General features: G+C 63.3%; 18 protein-coding genes and 1 pseudogene. 5 read left to right on the forward strand and 14 right to left on the reverse strand.

Annotated features, from left to right (window positions below; all coding sequences use genetic code 11):
• The first annotated feature begins 232 nt into the window (after nt 1-232).
• Nucleotides 233-796 carry a manganese efflux pump MntP gene (gene mntP, locus BM70_RS0109265; protein ID WP_025855753.1) on the forward strand — a complete coding sequence of 188 codons (564 nt, stop codon included), beginning with the start codon at nt 233-235 and terminating at the stop codon, nt 794-796.
• Nucleotides 797-945: 149 nt separating this feature from the next.
• Here the strand turns inward: mntP and BM70_RS0109270 are convergent, their stop codons facing one another.
• Nucleotides 946-2,013, reverse strand: a complete 1,068-nt coding sequence (locus tag BM70_RS0109270; RefSeq protein ID WP_025855754.1) for an NAD(P)-dependent alcohol dehydrogenase — start codon at nt 2,011-2,013, stop codon at nt 946-948.
• A gap of 176 nt (nt 2,014-2,189) precedes the next feature.
• On the opposite strand from BM70_RS0109270, the gene BM70_RS0109275 reads away from it, so the two are divergent.
• Nucleotides 2,190-3,188: an NAD(P)H-quinone oxidoreductase gene (locus BM70_RS0109275; protein ID WP_025855755.1), complete on the forward strand. Its 999-nt coding sequence runs from the start codon at nt 2,190-2,192 to the stop codon at nt 3,186-3,188.
• 119 nt (nt 3,189-3,307) lie between these two features.
• Nucleotides 3,308-3,421: pseudogene (locus tag BM70_RS33580) on the forward strand (GlxA family transcriptional regulator); the annotation flags it as partial.
• Nucleotides 3,422-3,425: 4 nt separating this feature from the next.
• Here BM70_RS33580 and BM70_RS0109280 read toward each other — a convergent pair.
• Genes BM70_RS0109280 through BM70_RS0109290 form a run of 3 tightly spaced genes read right to left on the reverse strand, consistent with a single transcriptional unit; the run spans nt 3,426 to nt 7,657 of the window.
• Nucleotides 3,426-4,847: an aldehyde dehydrogenase family protein gene (locus BM70_RS0109280; protein ID WP_025855756.1), complete on the reverse strand. Its 1,422-nt coding sequence runs from the start codon at nt 4,845-4,847 to the stop codon at nt 3,426-3,428.
• Nucleotides 4,844-6,139: an aminotransferase class III-fold pyridoxal phosphate-dependent enzyme gene (locus tag BM70_RS0109285; RefSeq protein WP_025855757.1), complete on the reverse strand. Its 1,296-nt coding sequence runs from the start codon at nt 6,137-6,139 to the stop codon at nt 4,844-4,846. Before BM70_RS0109285 ends, BM70_RS0109280 begins: the two co-directional genes overlap by 4 nt.
• A 12-nt stretch (nt 6,140-6,151) precedes the next feature.
• Nucleotides 6,152-7,657 (reverse strand): serine hydrolase, encoded by a 1,506-nt coding sequence (locus BM70_RS0109290; protein WP_025855758.1) that lies wholly within the window; start codon nt 7,655-7,657, stop codon nt 6,152-6,154.
• Nucleotides 7,658-7,798: 141 nt separating this feature from the next.
• On the opposite strand from BM70_RS0109290, the gene BM70_RS0109295 reads away from it, so the two are divergent.
• Nucleotides 7,799-8,677 (forward strand): GntR family transcriptional regulator, encoded by an 879-nt coding sequence (locus BM70_RS0109295; protein WP_025855759.1) that lies wholly within the window; start codon nt 7,799-7,801, stop codon nt 8,675-8,677.
• 272 nt (nt 8,678-8,949) lie between these two features.
• Here BM70_RS0109295 and BM70_RS0109300 read toward each other — a convergent pair whose 3' ends face one another.
• From BM70_RS0109300 to BM70_RS0109325, 6 genes are all read right to left on the reverse strand, one after another.
• On the reverse strand, nt 8,950-10,188 hold the full coding sequence (locus BM70_RS0109300; RefSeq protein WP_371262132.1) for an OprD family porin: 1,239 nt from the start codon (nt 10,186-10,188) through the stop codon (nt 8,950-8,952).
• A gap of 156 nt (nt 10,189-10,344) precedes the next feature.
• A complete protein-coding gene (locus BM70_RS0109305) occupies nt 10,345-11,973 on the reverse strand; it encodes an ABC transporter ATP-binding protein (RefSeq protein WP_025855761.1) in 1,629 nt (542 codons plus the stop codon).
• A gap of 2 nt (nt 11,974-11,975) precedes the next feature.
• Nucleotides 11,976-12,830 (reverse strand): ABC transporter permease, encoded by an 855-nt coding sequence (locus BM70_RS0109310; RefSeq protein WP_025855762.1) that lies wholly within the window; start codon nt 12,828-12,830, stop codon nt 11,976-11,978.
• On the reverse strand, nt 12,827-13,768 hold the full coding sequence (locus BM70_RS0109315; RefSeq protein WP_025855763.1) for an ABC transporter permease: 942 nt from the start codon (nt 13,766-13,768) through the stop codon (nt 12,827-12,829). The genes BM70_RS0109310 and BM70_RS0109315 overlap by 4 nt, the downstream gene beginning before the upstream one ends.
• 13 nt (nt 13,769-13,781) lie before the next feature.
• Nucleotides 13,782-15,338 carry an ABC transporter substrate-binding protein gene (locus BM70_RS0109320; protein ID WP_025855764.1) on the reverse strand — a complete coding sequence of 519 codons (1,557 nt, stop codon included), beginning with the start codon at nt 15,336-15,338 and terminating at the stop codon, nt 13,782-13,784.
• A 259-nt stretch (nt 15,339-15,597) separates the two neighbouring features.
• Nucleotides 15,598-16,104 (reverse strand): GNAT family N-acetyltransferase, encoded by a 507-nt coding sequence (locus tag BM70_RS0109325; protein ID WP_025855765.1) that lies wholly within the window; start codon nt 16,102-16,104, stop codon nt 15,598-15,600.
• A 179-nt stretch (nt 16,105-16,283) separates the two neighbouring features.
• Here BM70_RS0109325 and BM70_RS0109330 point away from each other — a divergent pair, with 179 nt between their 5' ends.
• Nucleotides 16,284-17,156, forward strand: a complete 873-nt coding sequence (locus BM70_RS0109330) for an undecaprenyl-diphosphate phosphatase (RefSeq protein ID WP_025855766.1) — start codon at nt 16,284-16,286, stop codon at nt 17,154-17,156.
• An 89-nt stretch (nt 17,157-17,245) separates the two neighbouring features.
• Here BM70_RS0109330 and BM70_RS0109335 read toward each other — a convergent pair whose 3' ends face one another.
• The 4 genes from BM70_RS0109335 to BM70_RS0109350 form a co-directional block, all read right to left on the reverse strand.
• Nucleotides 17,246-18,205, reverse strand: coding sequence for a Dyp-type peroxidase (locus tag BM70_RS0109335; RefSeq protein ID WP_025855767.1), 960 nt, complete (start codon nt 18,203-18,205; stop codon nt 17,246-17,248).
• Nucleotides 18,206-18,292: 87 nt separating this feature from the next.
• Nucleotides 18,293-19,117 (reverse strand): sugar phosphate isomerase/epimerase, encoded by an 825-nt coding sequence (locus tag BM70_RS0109340; protein WP_025855768.1) that lies wholly within the window; start codon nt 19,115-19,117, stop codon nt 18,293-18,295.
• A 1-nt stretch (nt 19,118) separates the two neighbouring features.
• The gene (locus BM70_RS0109345) at nt 19,119-20,318 is read right to left on the reverse strand and encodes an NAD(P)/FAD-dependent oxidoreductase (RefSeq protein WP_025855769.1); all 1,200 of its coding nucleotides are present in this window, start codon (nt 20,316-20,318) and stop codon (nt 19,119-19,121) included.
• A 2-nt stretch (nt 20,319-20,320) separates the two neighbouring features.
• Complete coding sequence (locus BM70_RS0109350) at nt 20,321-20,641, reverse strand: MocE family 2Fe-2S type ferredoxin (RefSeq protein ID WP_017134582.1); 321 nt, start codon at nt 20,639-20,641, stop codon at nt 20,321-20,323.
• Nucleotides 20,642-20,746 lie beyond the last annotated feature (105 nt).

Genomic DNA, 20,746 nt, shown 5'->3' on the forward strand with positions numbered 1-20,746 from the left:
TTGCAATAAGCCCTTTTAACGGAATTTTCATATGGGCTCGCCTAAGATCGCCCACCTCGTTGGGGAGTAACCTGCTTCTGATCCTGTCGGAAGCGTTCGTATCAACATATTCGGCAACCTGCCGTGGTGCGAACACCGTCTTTTCGGTTGGTGAGACCAGCGACATACCCACGCCTGAAGTCGGGCGCGTGGGTGTGTCGTTGTCTCCTGTAGCCCGACTGGAAGCCGCACCGTGAACCCCATTTCCCTGATCCTTCTCGCCCTGGCCATGTCCACGGACGCCTTTGCGGCGGCCATCGGCAAAGGCTCCAGCCTGCACAAACCCCGCCTCACCCAAGCCCTGCGTGCCGGCCTGATCTTTGGCGTGATCGAAGCCATCACGCCGATGATCGGCTGGGCCATCGGCCATGCCGCCACGCGCTGGGTGGAAAACTGGGACCACTGGATCGCCTTCACCCTGCTGGTCGGGCTGGGGCTGCACATGATCTGGAACGGGTTGAAGGCCGATGATGAAGAGGCCGAGAAACCGACCCGGCATTCATTCATGATCCTGGCCGTCACGGCGTTCGCCACCAGCATCGATGCGCTGGCGGTGGGCGTGGGCCTGGCGTTTGTGGACGTGAACATCCTGATGGCAGCGGCGGCGATCGGCCTGGCGACCATGACCATGGTGACGATCGGCATGATGCTCGGGCGGGTGCTGGGCACGGTGGTGGGCAAGCGCGCCGAGATGGTCGGTGGCGTGGTGCTGATGCTGGTGGGTGCGACGATTCTGTACGAACACCTTTCAGCTTGAGCACCCACCCCCTTGAAAGGGTCGCTTTATGTGGGAGCCGGGTGTGCCCGCGATAGGATCACCTCGGTGTCTGACAAACCGAGGTGCCTGTATCGCAGGCAAGCCAGCTCCCACACAAAACAGCTATCACCGACGAATCGTCGGTGGTATCAGGCGGCGTGGTTTTCTTTTTTCAAACTGTCCATGTCGATCACGAACCGATACTTCACATCCCCCTTGAGCATCCGCTCATAGGCCTCGTTGATGCCCTGGATATCGATCATTTCGATGTCCGAGACAATCCCGTGCCTTGCGCAGAAGTCCAGCATGTCCTGGGTCTCTGCGATGCCGCCAATCAGCGAGCCGGCCAGGCTGCGACGCTTGAAGATCAGGTTGAACACCGTGGGCGATGGGTGCGGGCTGTCGGGGGCACCGACCAGGGTCATGGTGCCGTCACGCTTGAGCAGGTTGAGAAACGCATCGAGGTTGTGCGGCGCGGCGACGGTGTTGAGGATGAAATCCAGGCTGTTGGCAACCTTGGCCATTTCGTCCGGGTTCCGGGACACCACTACTTGATCGGCGCCCAGGCGCAGGCCGTCTTCGCGCTTGTTCGGTGAGGTGGTGAACAGCGTGACGTGGGCGCCCATGGCGTGGGCGATTTTCACCGCCATATGGCCCAGGCCACCCAGGCCGACCACACCGACCTTCTTGCCGGGGCCCACCTTCCAGTGATGCAGCGGCGAATAGGTGGTGATGCCCGCGCACAGCAGTGGCGCCACGGCAGCCAGGTTGGCGTCATCGTGGGAGATGCGCAGCACGAACTTCTCCTTGACCACGATGCTGTCCGAATAGCCGCCGAAGGTATTCTCACCGCCGAACACCGGGCCGTTGTAGGTGCCGGTAAAGCCGTTTTCGCAGTATTGCTCCTCGCCCTCGGCGCAGGATGGGCAGTGCTGGCAACTGTCGACCATGCAGCCGACGCCGGCCAGGTCACCGACCTTGAATGTCTGCACATTGGCGCCGACCGCCGTGACGCGGCCGACGATTTCATGGCCGGGCACGGAGGGATACAAGGTGTTGTTCCACTCGTTGCGTGCGGTGTGCAGGTCGGAGTGACAGACCCCGCAATAGAGAATATCGATCTGTACGTCATCAGCCCCCGGCGCACGGCGCTCGAAGGTAAAGGGCTTGAGGGAATCCTTGGCGTTCTGGGCGGCGTAGCTGTAAGTCTTGGCCATTTCGTTCACCTGTGTGATCTGACGTGAGAGGTCAGTGGACCAGCATAGACGCTCAACCGTTCAACCGTTCAACCGAGCACATGTTTATAAGCGCCGGAACCGGGCATGATCGTGCTGAACCGTCGCCCGCTCGATACGGTCACACCTCATACGCTCATCGCTGCAGGTACTCTGAAATGACGCTTCCTCAAGAAATGACCCTGATCGAAATCACCGTGCCCGGCGCGCCTGAAGTGCTGCAACCGCGCCGGGCCGATGTGCCGGTCGCAGGTCCCGGCGAGATCCTGATCCGCGTGCACGCTGCCGGAGTCAACCGCCCTGACGCCTTGCAACGCGCCGGGAAGTACCCGATGAAACCCGGCATGAGCCCGATCCCGGGGCTGGAAGTGGCCGGTGAAGTCGTCGCCCTGGGCGACGGCGTGAACGAGTACGTCGTCGGTGACAAGGTCTGCGCCCTGACCAACGGTGGTGGCTACGCGCAGTTCTGCAGCGTACCGGCCAGCCAGGCCCTGCCTATCCCTGAGGACATGGACTGGATTCAAGCCGCCGCCGTCCCGGAGACCTTCTTTACCGTGTGGGCCAACCTGTTCGGCCTCGGCGGCGCGCACAAAGGCCAGCGCGTGCTGATCCACGGCGGCACCAGCGGCATCGGCACCACCGCCCTGATGCTGTGCCGCGAATTCGGCATCCAGGCCTTCGCCACCGCCGGCAGTGCCGACAAGTGCGCCGCGATTGCCAAGCTGGGCGCCGAGCCGATCAATTACCGCGAGCAGGACTTTGCCGAGGTCATCGCCAGGCGGACCGGCGACAAGGGCGTGAACGTGATCCTCGACATCATGGGAGCCTCGTACCTGAACAACAATATCAAGTCCCTGGCCATGGACGGTCACCTGGTGATGCTGGGTTTCCTCGGGGGCGGCAAAGCCAACGACGTCGACCTGCTGAGCATCCTCGGTAAACGCGCGGTGATAACCGGCTCGCTGTTGCGCGCACGCACCAAGGAGGAAAAGGCCGCGATTGCCGAACAGCTACGCGAATACGTGTGGCCGGTGCTGGCTGCCGGGCGGTGCCTGCCGATCATCGACAAGGTGTACGAATACACTGACGCCGCCCAGGCCCATGCACGGATGGAGGGTGGCGATCATATCGGCAAGATTGTGCTACGCGTGGAGTAACCAGCCCCGCCGGCGCCTACAAGAGGGGGTAGTCGGAATAAGCGGGGTGGTCGATATAGCCCTCTGCAAAGGATTGCCAGTCAGCGCCCTTCTCATAAAGGCCACCCAACTTCTTGAACTCATATCACCCGGTTGAAGTGGTGACCCACGAGACCGGGTTTGGTGATCACGAACGCATGCGCCAGGCGTTCTTGCGGGCATTCGGGCAGCCGCCGCAAGTGATGCGGCAGGCGCTGCTTACTCCAGGTCAGGCTGGTAGCCGAACAGCGACTTCACTTCCAGGTAATCCTCCAGGCCAAATACCCCCCACTCGCGGCCGTTCCCGGACTGCTTGTACCCGCCGAACGGCGCGCCGTTGTCCGCCTTGCTGCCATTGAGATGGACCATCCCCGTGCGCAGCCTGCGAGCGACCCTGCGCGCGCCCTCCAGCGTGCCGGCCGTGACGTAGCCGGACAGGCCATAGGGGCTGTCATTGGCGATGGCAATCGCCTGCTCTTCGCTGTCGTAGGGAATGATTACCAGCACCGGCCCGAACACCTCTTCGCGGGCAATCGGCAGGTCGGGGTGCACATCGGCGTAGACCGTGGGCCGCACATAGAAACCGTGGGTGATGCCCGGCGGCCGCCCTGCACCGCCGCACACCGGCGGGACGTCCACGGCCGCCAACAGCGCCTGCACCCGTTCGAATTGCGCCTGGTTGGCCAGAGGCCCCATGGCGGTCGCCGGGTTGCTGTCATCAAAGCAGCTCTGCGCGGCAACCTCCTGGGCGATTTCCACTGCCCGCGCCTGCAAGGCACGCGGCACCAGCAGGCGCGTCGGCGCATTGCAGGACTGGCCGCTGTTGCGAAAACAGCTGCTCACGCCGTGACGCACGGCGGCGTCCAGGTCCGCATCGGCAAGAATCAGGTTGGCCGACTTGCCACCCAGTTCCTGGGACACACGCTTGACCGTGTCCGCCGCCACCTTGGCCACCGCGATGCCCGCGCCGGTGGAACCGGTAAACGAGACCATGTCGATTCCAGCATGCCGGGCGATGCCGTCGCCGAGGGTGGGGCCATCGCCATTGACCAGGTTGAACACACCCTTGGGCACTCCGGCCTGGTGCAGGATATCGGCCAGCAGCATCGCCGACAGCGGCGCCTTTTCACTGGGCTTGAGCACCATCGTGCAGCCTGCGGCCAGGGCCGGCGCGAGCTTGCAGGTGAGTTGGTTGAGTGGCCAGTTCCACGGCGTGATCAGGCCGCACACCCCTATCGGTTCGCGGCTGATCAGGGTGCTGTCGTGGGCGTATTCGAAGGCATACGTCTTGAGCACGTCATACGCACGCTGCAAATGGCCCAACCCTGCGGGCACATGGGCACTGCGCGCCAGCGACAGTGGCGCGCCCATTTCCTGGTGCACGCATTGCGCCAGGGCTTCGCTGCGCTGGCGATAGCCGTCGATGATCGCCGCCAGCAGTTCCAGGCGTTGTTCGCGCGTCCATTGCCCATAGCTGTCGAAGGCGCGCCTGGCCGCGGTGACGGCGCGGTCGAGGTCGGCCCGGGTGCCAAGGCTGATGGTCGCGACGGTTCGCTCTGTGGTCGGGTCGATCACCGGCAAGGTGTCGCCGCCCAGGGGCTTGACCCATTGCCCGTCGATGTAGAAATCCAGGTGATTCATCGCGTCGCCTCGAGTGCCTTGGCCAAGGTGCTGAACACCTGCGCGACCTGTTCCTGGTTGATGATGAGCGGCGGCGACAGCACGATGTTCTCTCCGGAGGCGCGCACCAGCACGCCTGCCTCGAAACACCGCTGGGCCACTTCTGCAGCCCGCGCACCGGGGCCGCCCTCGCGGGGTTTGAGCTCGACCGCGCAGAGCAGGCCAATGGCACGCACATCCAGCACCAACGCCTGCTCACGCAAGGCCAGCGCGGTGTTCTGCCACAACGGCGCCATCTGCTGCACATGCGCATTGAGGCCCAGCTCTTCATGCACCTGCAGGGTCGCCAGGCCGGCGGCGCAGGCCAGCGGGTGGGCCGAATAGGTGTAGCCGTGCATCAGTTCGATGGCCTGTTCCGGGCCTTGCATGAACGCGTCGTACACCGCGCCGCTGACCAGCACGCCGCCCATGGGCACCGCACCGTTGGTGAGGCCCTTGGCCAGGGTCATCAGGTCTGGAGTGACACCAAAGGCCTCGGCGGCGAACCCATGGCCCACGCGGCCGAAGCCGGTGATGACTTCGTCGAAGATCAACAGCAGGCCATGTCGATCACAGATCTCGCGCAGCTTTTGCAGGTAGCCCAGGGGCGGTGCGTAGACCCCGCCCGAGCCGGTGACCGGCTCGACAATCACCGCCGCCACCGTGGCCGGGTCGTGTACGTCCAGTAACTGCAGCAACGCATCCGCATAGTGCGCGCCCTGCTCCGGTTGGCCGGGGCTGAATCGCGAGCCGGCGTCATACGGCAACGGCAAGTGCGCGACGTCGCCGAGCAACGGTCCGAAGTCGCGCTTCTGCCGGCCGATGCCCGACACCGACAGCCCGCCAAAGCCCATGCCGTGATAGCCCTTGGCACGGCCGATCAGCTTGGTGCGCCGACAATCGCCTCGGGCTTGATGGTAGGCACGGGCGATCTTCAACGCGGTGTCCACCGCCTCGGAACCGGAGTTGGTGAAGAATACTTTGTCCAGGCCCGCCGGCGCTTTGGCGACCAGTTGATCCGCCAGGCTCAGCGCCGCCGGGTGGCTCATCTTGAACGAGGACACAAAGTCCAGGCGCCCTGCCGCTTCGCGAATGGCTTCGACGATACGGGGCTGGCCATGCCCGGCATTGACGCACCACAACCCGGCCATCGCGTCGAGCACGTCACGCCCTTCGGGGGTGCTGTAGTGCATGCCGGCGGCGCGGTCGAACAGCATCGGTTGGCGGTTGAAGGGGCGCATTGCGGTAAAGGGTGCCCACAGGGAAGAGGTCATCGGTTGTACTCCTTAAAGCGGGATTCGTGAGCCGATCAGGGTCGGGCGTTGCAGGGCACCGGCGTTGGTATTGACGCCCCGGTCGAAACGCAGGCGCCCGTCCTGTACGCGGCAGGTAACGTGGTCACCAAAGGCGGTTTCGACGAAGCGCCAGTCCATGCGCAACTCGCCTTCGGTGGACCAGCAGGCCTGCGCGACCACGGCGGTCTGTTCAGGCTGGTACTGATGGTGCAAGTAATTGCCGGTGATGCTGGTGAGGGTCTCGATCGGCTGCCGGAAACCGGCGCGCACGTGATGAGTGCCGCGATGATCCACCAGGGTGAAATCGCAGTAATCCGCCTGGAAATCGAAGGCCACTTCGCACACGCCATCCTCATTCGGCTCGATGGCGAAACGGCCCAGCAGTGCACCGCTGGCAGGCGAGCTTTGCAAACCGTGCAGCGTGGGCAGGCGCAGGTCGTCGATCAACGCGTCCAGTTGCGCCTGACTTGCCTTGGCATCAGCAGCGGTGCGCCCCAGCGCCGGGAACAGGTGCTGCCACAGCGCCGCGTGCAAGCGCTTTTCTCCCAGGCGCAGGCCGCAGGTGAAGACAATCACGGTGTCCTGGTCCGGCAGCACCATGCACTGCTGGCCAAACACGCCCGAAGCGTAGTAACCGCCATGTTCGGTCATCCACCATTGATAGCCGTAGCCCTCACGCTGGGCTTCATTGGCCTTGTTCTTGTCGCGTGGCAGGTACTGCTTGCCGTCGAACTCCCCCATCCACACGTCTTGCACCTGGTTGCGCGTGGCCGCGCTGACCCACTGTGGCGACAGCAACTGGCGCCCCTGCCACTGGCCGTGGTTGAGGTGCAACACGCCGAACTTCAACGAGTCCTCGCTGGTGCAACTCAAGCCATTGCCACCGGAGTTGAAACCACCGGGGGCCAGGTCCCACTCCAGGTGATCGAGGCCCAGGTAGTCGAGGACGCGCGCTTGCAGCAACGCGTGCATCGTCTGCCCCGTGACCTGCGTAACGATGGCCGACAGCATGAAACTCGACGCACTGCTGTAGATAAACGACTGCCCCGGCGGCTCATCCACTGGCTCATTGAGGAAGGCTTCGACCCAGCTGCTTTGCAGGTTGCGCCAGTCGCCGCCAGAGATGCCACGGGTATGACCGGTGCGCATGGTCAGCAAGTCTTCCACGGTCATGGCCGCCAGGTTGGCGCTGATGGGTTGCGGGCACAGCTCGGGAAAAAAGCTCACCACCTTGGCATCGAGGCTCAGGCGACCGTCGTCGATCAACAGGCCGATCGCCGTGGCGGTCCAGCTCTTGGTAGCCGAATGCTGCACGTGCAGGCGATGCGCCGAATAGGGCTGCCAGTACGCCTCGGCCACCACCGCACCCTGGCGATACAGCAGGAAACTGTGCAGCTCAAGGCCTTGCTCGGTCACGGCCCGGAGGAAGTCGACAACGCCGGCCGGGTCGACGCCGCGCTCATGGGGCAAGGCTCTGGGCAGCGGGATGTAGGTCATGATGGGTCCTCAATGATGTTTTTATATTTCAAATAATGCAGATAAAGATTTGTTCGCTGCGGCCCTGATGTATTTGAGCCCCCTATAATTCAGTTTTTCCGGGTATCCTTGCCTCCCCTGTCACAGGAACGACTTCGCACCATGTCCCAACTCACCTCGCTGCAGACCAAAGTCGCCGGCCAGATCCTTGCCGCCATCGCCAGCGGCGACCTGCAACCCGGTCTGCACCTCAAGGAAGTGGAACTGGCCCAACGCCTGGGCGTCTCGCGCTCGCCCATCCGCAGCGCACTGGCGTACCTGGCCGAACAGAAAGCCATCGAGCCGCTGCCGCAACAGGGCTATCGCGTACCGCTGCAAACCACCGAAGGCTTGGCGCAACACTTCACCGAGCTGCACAACGAAGAGGACGAGTTGTACACGCGGCTGATCGACGATCGGCTGAACCAGGTGCTGCCCGACCACATCTCCGAAAGCGACCTGCTGCGCCGCTATGGCGTCGGCAAAAGCGTGCTGCGCCGCTGCCTGTTGCGCCTCTCCGATGAAGGCGTGATGCAACGCAAGCACGGGCACGGCTGGCAGTTCCTGCCGACCCTGAACAGCCCGCAGACGCGCCTCGAGAGCTACCGCTTTCGCATGCTGCTGGAGCCGGCCGGGCTGCTGGAGCCGACCTTCAAGATCAACCCCGAACAGTTCCGCCGCTGCCGCGAACGCCAGATGGAATTGCTGGAAGGCAAAGTCGACGGGCAACGCTTTATCGAATACAACGCCGAGTTCCACGAACTGCTGGCGGCCGCTTCGGGTAACGGCTACATCCTGCAGGCGATCCAGCAGCAGAACCGGTTGCGTCGACTGACCGAGTTCCACACCGTGAACAATCAGGAAAGGGTCAAAGTCTCGTGCTGTGAACACCTGGCGATCCTGGATGCCCTGGAGCAAGGCGATAACGAATGGGCGTCGACGCTGCTGCATCGGCACCTGGATGTGGCGAGCAAATTGCGTGTGGCGCGGAATAGGGGATGAGGGGCGCGCACGCGTGCCCCGCTCGCAACTGACCCGACCTCGAAGCACCCTCGAAACCGACCAGACCTCAACAACATACGCAACCCCTGTAGGAGCCGGCTTGCCGGCGATAGTCGTCAACGAGGACGCGACAAACCCGAATAATCGCGGCGCCCTCACGTTTTTCGCCAGCAAGCCGGCTCCTACAGAAAAGCGCACGCTCGATGCGAAGCGAGCCCGGCAGGACGCCGGGTCAGCCGCCGTTACCGCTGCAATGCACCCGAAAGCGCTCATTACCAAAGCGCCACGGTATAACCAACAATCACCCGGTTCTCATTCATATCCCGGAAATAGTTAGCCTTGCTCAACCCGTTGCGCCAACGCAACGACACCCCTTTCAGCGCCCCGGACTGAAACACATACCCCAAATCAATATCCCGCTCCCACTCACGCCCCTCCCCCACAAACCCCTTCACCTGCGCCTGATCACCCTTGGCCCAACGCGTCGAAAACGTCAGCCCCGGCACGCCCAGCGCCGCAAAGTCAAAGTCATACCGCGCATGCCAGACCCGCTCATTGGTCTGCGAGAAATTACTCAACTGATACTCGGAAAACAGATAGGTATTGGTCCCGTCCACATAGGTAAACGGCGTCTCCCCATACTGCTCCTGATACCCCCCACCCACACTGTGCCCCTTGTAGCTGAACATCGCCCGCGTACTCAGCGCACGGTTGTCCACCTTGCCCGCCAGGCCGGCACCGGACTTGTCCGCATCGAAATAGCGGATATCCGTCTTGAGCGTGCCACCACCCAGCGCAAAGCTGTTTTTCACCCCCACGAAATGCTGCTGGTAGATGTCCTCCAATTGCGCAAAGTGGTAACTCAACGTCATCCCCGGCGTGAGCTTGTAATCGCCCCCGGCAAAACGGAAACGATCACTCTTGGCGGTGCTCTTGTAGGCGCCGCTCTGGCTGGTCAGGGCCATGTCTTCGTATTCGGTGGATTCACGCTGCTTGGTCTGGTCGATCTGCCCGCCGATCAACGCCAGCCCGGCGATGTCCGTGGACGTCACCTGGGTGCCCCGGAAGGTCTGTGGGAACAGCCGGCTGGTGTTGGGTTGCAAGGTCGGCAGGTCCGGCAGCAGGTAACCGCTGCGCAGCTCGCTCTGGGCGAAGCGCACCTTGCCCGTCACGCCGTATTTGGAATACTCGTCATGGGCGCGCCTGGAATAGCTCGGTTTGCCCGGCGTGGCATCGTTGTCCCTGGACAACAGGCCGGAGCCAGAGCGGTCCGGGCTGGAGTCGAGCTTCAGGCCGAGCATGCCGACCACGTCCACACCAAAACCCACGGTGCCTTCGGTAAAGCCGGACTTGAGGTTGAGGATAAAACCCTGGGCCCATTCCTCACGCTTGGATTGCCCGGCGTCTTCGCGGTAGTCGCGGTTGAAGTAGTAGTTCTTGAGGTCCAGATCTGCCTTGCTGTCCTTGATGAAATCAGCCTGGGCCGGGGCGCACAGCAGGCCCCCGCTCATAAGGCCGACACCCGTCAAGATCAGGTTGAGGTGGTTGTTGTGCATGTTCTTGGCTCCTGGCAGTCGTTATGGGTGAGTAGGTCTTATTGTTTTTCTGGGCACGACATTCCCCATCGCGCAGGCGTGAGGGCCTGCGCGCCGGGTGAAATCAGGGGGTTAAATGGCCGGTCGTATTCGGTAGCCGCCGTCCGGCAGTTGCTCCAGCGGGCTGGCGGCGGCCAGCAGTTGCCGGGTGTACGGGTGCTGCGGGTGATCGAAGATCTGTTCGCGCACGCCCACTTCCACCACATTGCCCTGGTGCATCACCGCGACCCGATGGGCAATGCGCTCCACCGCCGCCAGGTCATGGGAAATGAACAGGCAGGCAAAGCCGTACTGCGCCTGCAGGCGTTCGAACAGTTCGAGGATCTGTTTCTGGATGGTCATGTCCAGTGCCGAGATCGGCTCGTCGGCAATCACCAGTTGCGGGTGACGCACCAACGCCCGGCCAATGGCGACGCGCTGGCGTTGACCACCGGAAAGCTGATGGGGGAAACGCTCGACAAACTGCGCGCCCAGGCCAATATCCTTGAGGGTTTGCGTCACCCGTTCACGGCGCTCGGCGGCGTTCAGGCCGGGCTCGTGACGCAACGGCTCAGCGAGGATTTCACCGATTTTCATCCGCGGGTTCAGGGACGAATACGGGTCCTGGAAGATCATCTGGCATTGCAGGCGATGGGTGCGGTTGGCGGCCTTGAGGATATCCACGCCCTTGAAGCGGATCGAGCCGGCACAGGGTTTGATCAGGCCCACCAGGGAGCGCCCCAGGGTGGTCTTGCCCGAACCGCTGCCGCCCACCAGCGCCAGGGTTTCGCCGGGGGCGATCACCAGGCTGGCGGAATGCACCACGCGGTTATGCTGACGCTTGCCCCAGAACGTGGTCGGCCCGGGATGCTCGATGCACACCTGATCCACCTCCACCAACGGCCCGTTGCTGGCCGGCAACGGCGCCAGCTCGCCGCGGCGCGGCAAGGCTTCCAGCAACTGACGGGTGTATTCGGCCTTGGGCGCGAGCAGGATGTCTTCGATGCTGCCCTGCTCCACCGCCTTGCCGTGACGCATCACCACTACCTTGTGCGCGTACCGCGCCACCAGCGACAGGTCATGGCTGATAAACAGGATCGCGGTGCCCTGCTCGCGGGTCAGTTCGAGCATCAACTCGATCACGTCCAGTTGCGCCAGGCAGTCGAGGGCCGTGGTCGGTTCGTCAGCGATCAGCAAGGCCGGGCGCAGCAACATCACCGAGGCCAGCATGATGCGCTGGCGCATGCCGCCGGAGAATTGGTGCGGATAGGACTCCAGGCAGCGTTCGGCGGCCTTGATGCCGATACGGCGCAACATGGTCAGGCACCGTTCGCGGATCTGCGGTGGGTCGAGGTCGGTGTGCAGCTTGAGCGCTTCGCTCATCTGCTGGCCGATTTTCAACGCCGGGTTGAGCGACACCATCGGCTCCTGGAACACCATGCCGATGCTGGCGCCGCGAATCGCACGCAGCGCTTCAGGGCTGACACTGGCCAGGTCACGACCCTGGAAATCCAGGCGCCCGCCGCACACGTGCATCGGCAACGGCAACAGGCCGATGGCGGCGCGGGCGGCCATGGTCTTGCCGCTGCCGGACTCTCCCACCAGCGCTACGATCTCGCCCGGCGCGATGCTGAAACTCAGGTCATCCACCGCCAGCGGGCCGTGTTCGCCCACACGGATCTTCAGGTGTTCGACGTTCAACAAAACAGGATTGGCGGACATGTTCACTTCCTCATCCGGGGGTCGAGACGATCACGCAGTGCATCGCCAAACAGGTTGATCGCCAGCAATGTCAGGCAGATAAACAGCCCGGGAAACACCCCCAGCCAGGGTGCCGAAGCGATGTACGGCCGGCTGCTGGCGAGCATGTTGCCCCAGGTCGCCGCCGGCGGCGGTACGCCCAGGCCGAGGAAGCTCAAGGCGCTTTCCGACAGCAGCGCCCAGCCGAACATACTGGTGGCCAGCACGCACAACGGTGCCAGGCAGTTCGGCGCAATGTGCCGCAGCATGGTGTACAGCTCGGAGTTGCCGATCACCCGCGAGGCTTCGATGTACTCCAGTTCACGCAGGGACAGCACGGTGCCGCGCACCACGCGCACCACCGACGGCGTGTAGGCGATGCCCAGGGCCAGCACGATGCCGTACTTGCTCGCGCCGATGATCGCCATGATGCCCAGCGCCATGAGGATGCCGGGGAAGGCCAGCAGCGCATCGTTGAACATCATCAGCACGCGGTCGGTCCAGCCGCGCAGGTAACCGGCGAGCATGCCGATCAGGGTGCCTGCCAGCACGGCGACGCTGACCGTCAGCAAGCTCACCCACAGGCTGGTACGTGCACCGATCAGCAGGCGGCTGAACACATCGCGGCCAAATTCGTCGGTACCCAGCCAGTGGGCGGCCGATGGCGCCTGGAAGCGCGACATCAGGTCGATCTTCAGCGGGTCGAACGGCGACCACACCAGCCCCATCAATGCCAGGGCGATCAGCGCCACCAGCAGTCCGCCGCCGATCAAGGCGTTGGCCGGCGCCCACGCGCGCCGGCGCTTGGCCGCTGCGGGCACGGCAATCGTCGAACTCATAACTTCACCCTTGGATCGAACAGCGGATAGAGCAGATCCACGCACAGGTTGACCAGCACGTAGATAAAGGTGATCAGCAGCAGGCAGCCCTGCAGCACGGGATAATCGCGGGCGAAAATCGCGTCCACCATCAGCCGGCCGATGCCTGGCAGGGTGAATACGGTTTCGAGTACCGCGATGCCGCCCAACAGGTTGCCGAGGATCAGCCCCACCAGGGTCCAGGTCGGCGCGAAGGCGTTGGGCAACGCGTGTTTCCACAACACTGCACGCTCCGACAACCCCTTGGCCCGGGCGTGGGCGATGTATTCCAGGCGCAGCACTTCGATGGTGCTGGCCCGCGCCATGCGGGTGATCGCGCCGACTTCCACCAGGGTCAAGGTCACCACCGGCAACACCATGTAGCTCATGGCTTGCCACGGCGCCTGGGCGAAGCTGACGTAGCCCACCACCGGCAACCAGCCGAGCTGGATACCGAACGCATGCAGCAACAGCAGGCCGAGCCAGAAGCTGGGGATCGACAGCAGCAAGGTCGCGATGGACACCAGCCCCAGGTCGAGGGCGCTGTTCTGTTTCCACGCGGCGATCAGGCCGATGGGCACCGCGATCAGCGTGGCGAACAGCACAGCCACCAGCACGATGGTCGCGCTGACGCTGAAGCGGTCGAGAATCAGCGGCAACACCGCTTGCTTGGTGCTGATGGAAAACCCCAGGTCAAAGCTCAGCACCGCCTTGAACCAGATCAGGAACTGCGTCACCAGCGAGTGATCCAGGCCCAGGGTGTGGCGCATGTCGGCCAGGCTTTGCGGGTCGGCCATGTCGCCGAGCATCAGCAGCGCCGGGTCGCCCGGAATCAGGCGGATCAGCGCGAACACCATCACCGAGATCAGCAACAGGGTGGGGACCGCCATGGCGAGTTTTTGCAGGATAAAACGCAACATGCTGGAGGCCCCGTTATTGGGCCGCGAGGCTGACGCCCCACAGCCGTGGCGACGACACCGGCCACGAATGGAAGCCCTTGACGCTGTCACGCAGCGCTGCGGCGACCGTACCGTTGTAGATGATCACCATCGGCGTGTCGTGGATCATCATCGTGTGCAACTGGTCGAACAGCGCCTGGCGCTTGACCGTGTCGCTCTCGCGCACCGCCTCACGCAGCACCGCCTGGGCCTGGGGGTTGTCCCAGACCTTGCGCGGCTCCTTGGTCTTGTCGCCCATCAGCGAGTCGAAGCTGGTGGCGGGGTCCAGGCGCGACGAGTAAGAGAACGCCATCATCTGGTAGTTGCCGCTCTGGTAGCGTTCCAGCTGGGTGCCCCACTCCAGGGTTTCCATCTGGATATTCAAGCCGCTGGCCACGGCCATCGCCTGGCTGAGCAGGCCCATGTCGAACATCTGCGAATAGCGTTTGTTGACGATCATCTTGATCGGTTGGCCGTGGTAGCCGGCCTCTTTCAACAGGCGCTGGGCTTCCTGCGGGTCATAGTGATAACCCTGCCTGGCCGTGGCGCTGTAGAAGGGGCTGGTTTGCGGGATCGCCGAGTTGTTCGGCTCGGAAGTGCCGTTGGACAACGCGGTGACCATCTGCCCGTAATCGAGGGAGTGGGCGATGGCCTGGCGAATGCGCACATCTTTGAGCAGCGGGTCGTTGGTCTGGAACAGCAGGCCGCAGATGGCCATGATCGGGCTGAACGAGATCTGCACGCCCGGCGTGGCTTTCAACTCCTGGGCGTCGCTGGCGCTGACGTTAGGCAGCAGGTCGATGTTGTTGGACATCAGGGCGGCCTTGGCCGACGAAGGATCGGGAATCACCATGAAGCGCACGGCGTCGACCAGGGCGGTCTTCTTGCCGGTAAAACCGTCCGGCCCGGCTTCATCGCGCGGGCTGTAGTCCTTGAAGCGCGACAGCACCACGTACTGGCCGGGCTTCCATTCGCCGAGGCTGAACGGGCCGGTGCCAATCGGGGCTTTCCAACTGCCGTCCGCCGCCAGCGAGTCCGGGTGCAGGATGCCGCTGCCGCCACAATCGGGGCGCGCCATCGAGGCCAGGAACAAGCCGCTGGGCTGGTCGAGGTGGAACACCACGGTGAGGGGATCCGGGGTGTCGATGCCGGTGATTTTCGCCCCGCCGCGGCCATCGAACTCAGCCAGGCAGCGCCATTGGGTCTTGGGGTTGAGGTAGCGCTCCCAGGTCCACTTGACGTCCTGGGCGGTCAGCGTCGCGCCGTTCTGGAAGTGCACCCCGTCACGCAATGTGAAGGTGTAGGTCATGCCGTCATCGGAGCGTTTGACCTCGCGGGCCAGCAACGGGCCGACGGAAGCGTCTTCACGGTGGGCCACCAGGCCCTCGACGATGTGCAGCATCACCGTGTCGGTGTTTTCGTCACGGTTGACGCCGGGTTCGGTGCTGCGGATATCGGCGTTCAAGCCGACACGCAAGGTGCTCTGGGCCTGCGCAAGGCCGGCGCCCAATGCAAGGGTGACGCACAGCGTTCCATTGAGTAAGCGATTCACGGGAGATGTTCTCCTTCGCTGAAAAGACCGGCCAGGGGCAGGAGCCGGCTTCAAGCCTGTGTTAGGTCGTTGTTGTTATGGCCTGATCGAGATCAGCACCGCGGCTGTTTTTTGTTTTTTTAAATTCGCCTGAACATATTCACAGCAAGCAGCATCCTTGTAAATGTTTTTTTAAGCATATAAAAACATTGATAGTTAAATTACAGGCAAAAAAAAGAGGCCGTAGCCTCTTTTTCAGGGACAAGCCGGCGAGCATCACTCAGTGCAACGCCGCCCGCGTAATCAGGTAACTCACCAATTGCGGGTCATCCTCCAGCTCAATCGTCTGCACCGGACGCGGCAGGTTATCCAGCACCGTGCGCCAGAACGCCTGGGACACTTCGTCCTGATCATAGAAGCGCACCAGCCAATTGGCTTCGCCGCTGCACAGCACCTGGCTGGCGATGGCACGGCCGATGCCTTTGCGGCGGTAACGCTTGAGGATGAACAGGTCGGCCAATTCCAGGGCGTCGATGCCCGGCAGTTCGCTGCCTTCGATCAACAGGAAACCGGCGATATAGCCATCGACCAGCAGCAGGTTGGCGCTCCATTGCGGGTCCTGCCAGTAACGCGTCAGGTGTTCGTCATGGATATAGAAGCGGCCGTCCGCCTCGACATCTTCCTGCTCCCAGTCCGACGACTCGTAGGCGTAGTACTGGTAGAGATTGCGGATCAGCTCGGCGTGCTCCGGGCCGGTCTGGATCAGTTCGACGGTGGTTTCAGGCATGGGGCTCTCGGTCAGGAATGCAGGGCGACATTGTTCACAAAACCCACGGACAGTCCAATAGAGCGACCAACCTTTCTACTTGCTGAACCGATTGCAAATAGGTGTTGCCTCCGCCGAAACCCTGAAACATTTCGAATAAACTCCGCGAAATTGCCTCCCCTTTTTCAAGGACACGTATTGTGAGCAACGTCTGTTCCGCCGGCCTGGATGTGGGTTTTGCCTCCCTGGACTACCTGCAGATCTTCATCCTGGGCGTGATCCAGGGCATCACCGAACTGTTGCCGGTGTCGTCCACCGCCCATATGCGCGTGGTACCCGCCCTGCTCGGCTGGCAAGACCCCGGCTCGGCGTTTTCGGCGGCGATGCAGTTGGCGGCGCTGGCGGCGGTGGTCAGTTATTTCTGGCGCGATGTGCGCCAGGTAACGACCGGCAGCATCGGCGCGGTGCGCCGGGGTGACTATAACGACCCGTGGTTCAAGCTGGCCGTGGCGATTGTGCTGGCGACCGTGCCGATCGGGATTGCCGGCCTGGCGCTGTCGTCGACCTTGAATGCCTGCAACTCGCCGTTGCGCGGGTTGATGGTGATCGGCCTCTCCTGCGTGGTGATGGCGGTACTCCTGGCCGTGGCGGAAGTGCGCGCACGCCACACCCGGGAGATGGGCGAAATGCGCCTGCGCGATGCGTTGATCGTGGGGATTGCGCAGATTGGCGCGTTGATTCCTGGTGTCTCGCGTTCCGGCTCCACCCTCACCGCTGCGCTGTTCCTCAATTTCAAGCGTGAGGAAGCCGCGCGGTTCTCCTTCCTGCTGGGCCTGCCAGCCATCGCCCTCGCCGGCCTGAAGGAACTCTGGGTATTGCTGCGCGCCGACATGCCCGTGCATGCCTGGCCACACTTGTTGTTCGGCCTGGTGGTGGCGAGCATCTCGGCGTTTTTTGCGATCTGGGGGCTGATGAAGTTTCTGGAACGGTTCTCGACCTGGCCGTTCGTGATTTACCGTGCGTTGCTGGGGATCTTCCTGATCGTGGCGGTGAGCACCGGCCTGCTGAACTGACCCCGTCCTGAGCTGGCTTGCCAGCGATAGCGGTGTATCCGTCATCACACCCGTTGACTCACGCACCGCTATCGCCGGCAAGCCGGCTCCTACAGGGGGGCGCGCTCGGCCAGCGCTTCCAGCAGGTCAGCCGAGGGCACGAAAAACAGGCCACCGGTGACCGCCGTGCTGAAGTCCAGCAGGCGGTCATAGTTGCCCACAGGGCGGCCAACGAACATGTTTTCCAGCATCAACTCCAGAGGCTCAGGCGAGCGTGCATAGCCGATGAAGTAGGTGCCGAACTCGCCGGCACCCGGCCGGCCGAAGGGCATGTTGTCGCGCAGGATCTTCACTTCTTCGCCGTTCTTGTCGGTGATGACCGTCAATGCACTGTGGGAGTTGCTCGGCTTGGCTTCCTCGTCCAACTCGATATCCGACAGTTTGGTGCGCCCGATCACCTTCTCCTGGGCTTCCACGGTCAGGCCGTTCCAGGCCGTCATGTTGTGCAGGTACTTCTGCACCAGCACGTAGCTGCCACCCCGGAACGCGCTGTCTTCATCGCCGACGATGGTAAACCCCTCAGCCTTGCGCCCTACCGGGTTCTCGGTGCCGTCGACAAAGCCGATGATGCTGCGCATGTCGAAATAGCGGAACCCCTGGACCTCATCCACCACCTTCACGCTGTCACCGAGAGCCGCCATCACGTGGGTGGCCAGCTCGAAGCACAGGTCCATCTGCTCGGCACGGATATGCAGCAGGATATCCCCCGGTGTCGACACAGCCATGCGCCCTTCTACGCCAAATTCGCGGAACGGGTGCAACGCCGCCGGGCGTGGTGCGCCGAACAGCCGGTCCCACGCCGCCGAGCCAAACCCGCAGACGCAGGTCAGGTTGCCCGCCGGCACGCGCTTGCCCACTGAACGCACCAGCCCGGCGAGGTCCGCGCACCAGGCGCGGACCGTTTCCTCACGGCCGGGGGCGACGGTGGCGACCATGAAAATCGCGCTACTGGTGATCGGGTGGCACACGGACTGCGGCTCAAGGGGTGGCTGCACGGAGGACGTCGGCATGATGAAAAATCCAGGCTAAGGGCAAAAGACCCGCGCAGATTAGCAGATCATTCCCTTGTAGGAGCTGGCTCGCCGGCGCCTGCAGGGTCAACTGGTGGCCTGACAGTCTTGCCACACTTGGCGAATCAGCGTCTGGAGCTTTAGCGCTTCGGTCCAGCGATCGCTGATCTCGCGGCCGTCGGCACCGGTGATCGCATACGGCGGCGGGCCGAGTTCACAGGTGAAGGACAGGCTTTGCGGTGTGTCGGGTCGGGCCAGCCAGTCTTCGATCCCGTAGCACCACCACTTGGTAAAACGCTCGACCCAGGGTTGATGCTGGGGGAAGTCCAGGGAGACCTGCACCTGCTCGCTGCTGGCGACACGACCGTGGAAACCCCAGCTGTGGCGCAAAATCGTGCGGATCTGGTAGTCATCTTCAGCGGCGCCAGGCTCCGGCAGCTCACGCCCGACCACGTAGTGGGACAGGTCGGCCAGCAGTTTCAAGTCGGGCATCTGTGCCAGCAGATCGAGGGTGAACAGCAGGTCATTGGTGAGTCGATAACGGTGGGTTTCCAGCAGCACCGGAAAGTCCACCTGCTCGGCCAGGCGCTGCCAGCCTTCGACCAATCGGGCCGCTTCGGATGGGGTACGCGGGCGCACGTCGGCTTGCAAGGTGAGGTGATGGCAGCCGTAGCCGCTGATTACATCCAGCGCGGCCGCCAGGTCGTCCACCGTTTGCGGGAACAACTGGCCTTCGACCTGCAGGCCCCTGGCCGTGGCGGCGGCGTGCAAACGCGCGACGTCGGCGAGCTTGAAGTAATGGTCGGTAATGCCGTCGAAACCGGCGGCCTTGATGCGGTCGAGTTGGGCATCGAGCGAACCGGGCTCGGTTTGCATGGCCCACAGGGATTGGAACACCAGGAATTGGCGCATATCAGCCTCGCAGCAAGTGTTTAAGGGACAGCTCGGGGTCGGCCAGGCTGGCGCGGGCCAGCGACAGGTGTGCGCTGATCAGGCGCTCGCACAGCTTGATGTCCTTGGCCACGCTGTTGCCCGGCGCCCAGCCGCAGGCACCTTGCAAGCGCTGATCGGCATCCAGGTAGAACAGCAGCACGCCACCGCTCGCCAATGGGCGGCTGACCGTCAAAGGTGTAATCACACCCACGGCCTGCAAGCCCCAGTCGTACTGATCGGACCAGAAACCGGGGAGTGCCTCGAACGGCACGTCGCGACCCAGCAGGTTCAGCGCCGCGTGCCGCCCCTGGGCCTCGGCGTTGCGCCAGGTTTCCTGACGCTGGTATTCGCCACCCAGGCGAAACTCGCACACGTCACCGGCGGCATAAATGCCCGGCGCGCTGGTGCGCAGGTGGCTATCGACGCGAATGCCCTGCCCCACTTCCAACCCCGCCGCTGCGGCCAATTCGGTATTGGGTTGCATGCCGATGCCAACCACCACCAGGTCGCAGGGCAAGCGTTGCCCGTCCACCAGCCACACGGCGTCGGTCTGGATGGATTCCAAGGCCACATTCAAGCGCACGTCGACCCCGTACTGACGATGCAGCGCCAGCAACGCCTCGCTGATGACCGGCGGCAACACCCGCCCCGCCAGGCGCGGGCCGGCTTCGAGCAGTATCACCTCGCAGCCCAGGCCACGTGCGGTCGCTGCCACTTCCAGGCCGATAAAACCACCACCGACCACCACCAGCCGCGTGCCGGCCTTCAGCGCACTGCGCAGGGCCAGCGCCTCATCATGGGTACGCAGGTAAAGCACATGGGCCTGCTCCTGGGGCAAGCGTCGCACCCGACCGCCAGTGGCCAGCAGCAGACCGGCATACGCCAGCCACTGGCCGTCGGCGAGTTGCAGGCGATGCTGCTGCGGCTGCAAATGCGTCGCCGGGTTGCCGGCGATATGCTCGATGCCCAGCTCGGCCAGCCGCTCGCTGTCGCACAGGGTGCAACCGGCCAGCTCCGCCGTGCCCTGCAATACGCCCTTGGACAGCGGCGGCCGCTCGTAGGGCAAGTGCAGTTCGTCGCCGATCAGGATCAGGCGCCCGGCATAACCTTCTTCGCGCAAGGTCAGCGCCGCACGGCCACCGGCATGGCCGGCGCCGACGATGATCAGAGGGGCGTTCATCATCACGCCGTGACGGCGAGTAATACTCGCCCCGCTTCGACCCGCACCGGGTAGGTCTTGAGGTTGACGCACACCGGCGCGCCGAGGGCCTTGCCCGAGCGGTAGTCAAAGCGCCCGTTGTGCTTGGGACACTCGATCACATGGTCCATCACCAGCCCGTCGGCCAGGTGGATTTTCTCGTGCGTGCACAGGCCGGCAGTGGCGAAGAATTCATTCTCGGCCGAGCGATACACTGCGTAGGTGTGCGGGCCGTGATCGAAGCGCAGCACGTCTTCCTCGTCTATTTCGCCCACGGCGCAGACGTCGATCCATTGATCGTTCATGGTGTTTATCTCCAATTATCTGACGACTTGCCCACCTTGTGGTGAGCGAGCTTGCTCGCGCTGGGCTGCGAAGCAGCCCCAAAATCGGCGGCATAGTTTTGTCTG

It is taken from the genome of Pseudomonas sp. CHM02 (assembly GCF_000612585.1).
Lineage (GTDB): Bacteria > Pseudomonadota > Gammaproteobacteria > Pseudomonadales > Pseudomonadaceae > Aquipseudomonas.

Excerpts from the sequence above, each read along its gene's own strand:
- BM70_RS0109335 (WP_025855767.1), bottom strand. The coding sequence starts at position 18,205 with ATGCCGACGTCCTCCGTGCAGCCACCCCTTGAGCCGCAGTCCGTGTGC.
- BM70_RS0109295 (WP_025855759.1), top strand. The coding sequence starts at position 7,799 with ATGTCCCAACTCACCTCGCTGCAGACCAAAGTCGCCGGCCAGATCCTT.
- BM70_RS0109285 (WP_025855757.1), bottom strand. The coding sequence starts at position 6,139 with ATGACCTCTTCCCTGTGGGCACCCTTTACCGCAATGCGCCCCTTCAAC.
- BM70_RS0109270 (WP_025855754.1), bottom strand. The coding sequence starts at position 2,013 with ATGGCCAAGACTTACAGCTACGCCGCCCAGAACGCCAAGGATTCCCTC.
- BM70_RS0109350 (WP_017134582.1), bottom strand. The coding sequence starts at position 20,641 with ATGAACGATCAATGGATCGACGTCTGCGCCGTGGGCGAAATAGACGAG.
- BM70_RS0109345 (WP_025855769.1), bottom strand. The coding sequence starts at position 20,318 with ATGAACGCCCCTCTGATCATCGTCGGCGCCGGCCATGCCGGTGGCCGT.
- BM70_RS0109340 (WP_025855768.1), bottom strand. The coding sequence starts at position 19,117 with ATGCGCCAATTCCTGGTGTTCCAATCCCTGTGGGCCATGCAAACCGAG.
- BM70_RS0109280 (WP_025855756.1), bottom strand. The coding sequence starts at position 4,847 with ATGAATCACCTGGATTTCTACATCGACGGGCAATGGGTCAAGCCCCTG.
- BM70_RS0109290 (WP_025855758.1), bottom strand. The coding sequence starts at position 7,657 with ATGACCTACATCCCGCTGCCCAGAGCCTTGCCCCATGAGCGCGGCGTC.
- BM70_RS0109315 (WP_025855763.1), bottom strand. The coding sequence starts at position 13,768 with ATGTTGCGTTTTATCCTGCAAAAACTCGCCATGGCGGTCCCCACCCTG.
- BM70_RS0109275 (WP_025855755.1), top strand. The coding sequence starts at position 2,190 with ATGACGCTTCCTCAAGAAATGACCCTGATCGAAATCACCGTGCCCGGC.
- BM70_RS0109305 (WP_025855761.1), bottom strand. The coding sequence starts at position 11,973 with ATGTCCGCCAATCCTGTTTTGTTGAACGTCGAACACCTGAAGATCCGT.
- BM70_RS0109300 (WP_371262132.1), bottom strand. The coding sequence starts at position 10,188 with ATGAGCGGGGGCCTGCTGTGCGCCCCGGCCCAGGCTGATTTCATCAAG.
- BM70_RS0109310 (WP_025855762.1), bottom strand. The coding sequence starts at position 12,830 with ATGAGTTCGACGATTGCCGTGCCCGCAGCGGCCAAGCGCCGGCGCGCG.
- BM70_RS0109325 (WP_025855765.1), bottom strand. The coding sequence starts at position 16,104 with ATGCCTGAAACCACCGTCGAACTGATCCAGACCGGCCCGGAGCACGCC.